1 protein-coding gene and 1 tRNA gene are annotated in these 711 nt (G+C 70.0%); one reads left to right on the top strand and one right to left on the bottom strand.

What is annotated here, in order from left to right; translation table 11 throughout:
• The coding region (locus tag KUM32_RS39760) for an ABC transporter permease (protein WP_217146598.1) at window positions 1-514 on the top strand (514 nt) is incomplete at its 5' end.
• 75 nt (window positions 515-589) lie between these two features.
• On the opposite strand, the gene KUM32_RS39755 is transcribed toward KUM32_RS39760, so the two are convergent.
• A tRNA-Ala gene (locus KUM32_RS39755) sits at window positions 590-662 on the bottom strand.
• Window positions 663-711 lie beyond the last annotated feature (49 nt).

The raw sequence follows: 711 nt of genomic DNA, 5'->3' as shown, positions 1-711 counted from the left end.
CTCCACGGACGCCTCGGTCGAAAACGTACGGGCGGTCCTGGCCCGCACCGTCAACCCCGGCGACGAGGCGGTCGTCAAGGTCTCCCGCCCCTCGGACGCGCTGGCCGCCAAGGCCGCCACGAACGAGGGCCTGACCCACCTGATGCTGGGCCTGGGCGCGGTGGCCCTGCTGGTCGGCGGGGTCGGAGTGGCCAACACCATGGTCATCTCGGTCCTGGAACGCCGCCAGGAGATCGGCCTGCGCCGCTCGCTGGGCGCCACGCGCAACGCGATCCGGCTGCAGTTCCTGACCGAGTCCCTGCTGCTTTCGGCGCTCGGCGGCGGCACGGGAGCGCTGCTCGGCGCGGCGGCCACGCACGGCTTCGCGCGGTCCCGGGGCTGGGCGACGGTCGTCCCACCCTGGTCCCTGGCGGGCGGCCTGGCCGCCACGCTGGCGATCGGCGTGGTCGCGGGCCTGTACCCGGCGATCCGCGCCTCCCGCCTGCACCCGACGGTGGCGCTGAACTCGGCGTGAGAGCAGGGAAAACCAGAAGATCCCGTCCGATGCGATCGGACGGGATCTTGGGAACTCCGCTGAGGGGTTCTTCTGTGGAGCTAAGGAGAATTGAACTCCTGACCTCCTGCATGCCATGCAGGCGCTCTACCAACTGAGCTATAGCCCCAAAGTGTTTCCCGCTTCGGTTTCCCTCGGCGGCATCGCCGACATTACAC

Source organism: Streptomyces sp. AC627_RSS907 (assembly GCF_019049165.1).
Note: the sequence above shows the minus strand (reverse complement) of the source record. Positions and strands in the feature narration are given on the sequence as shown.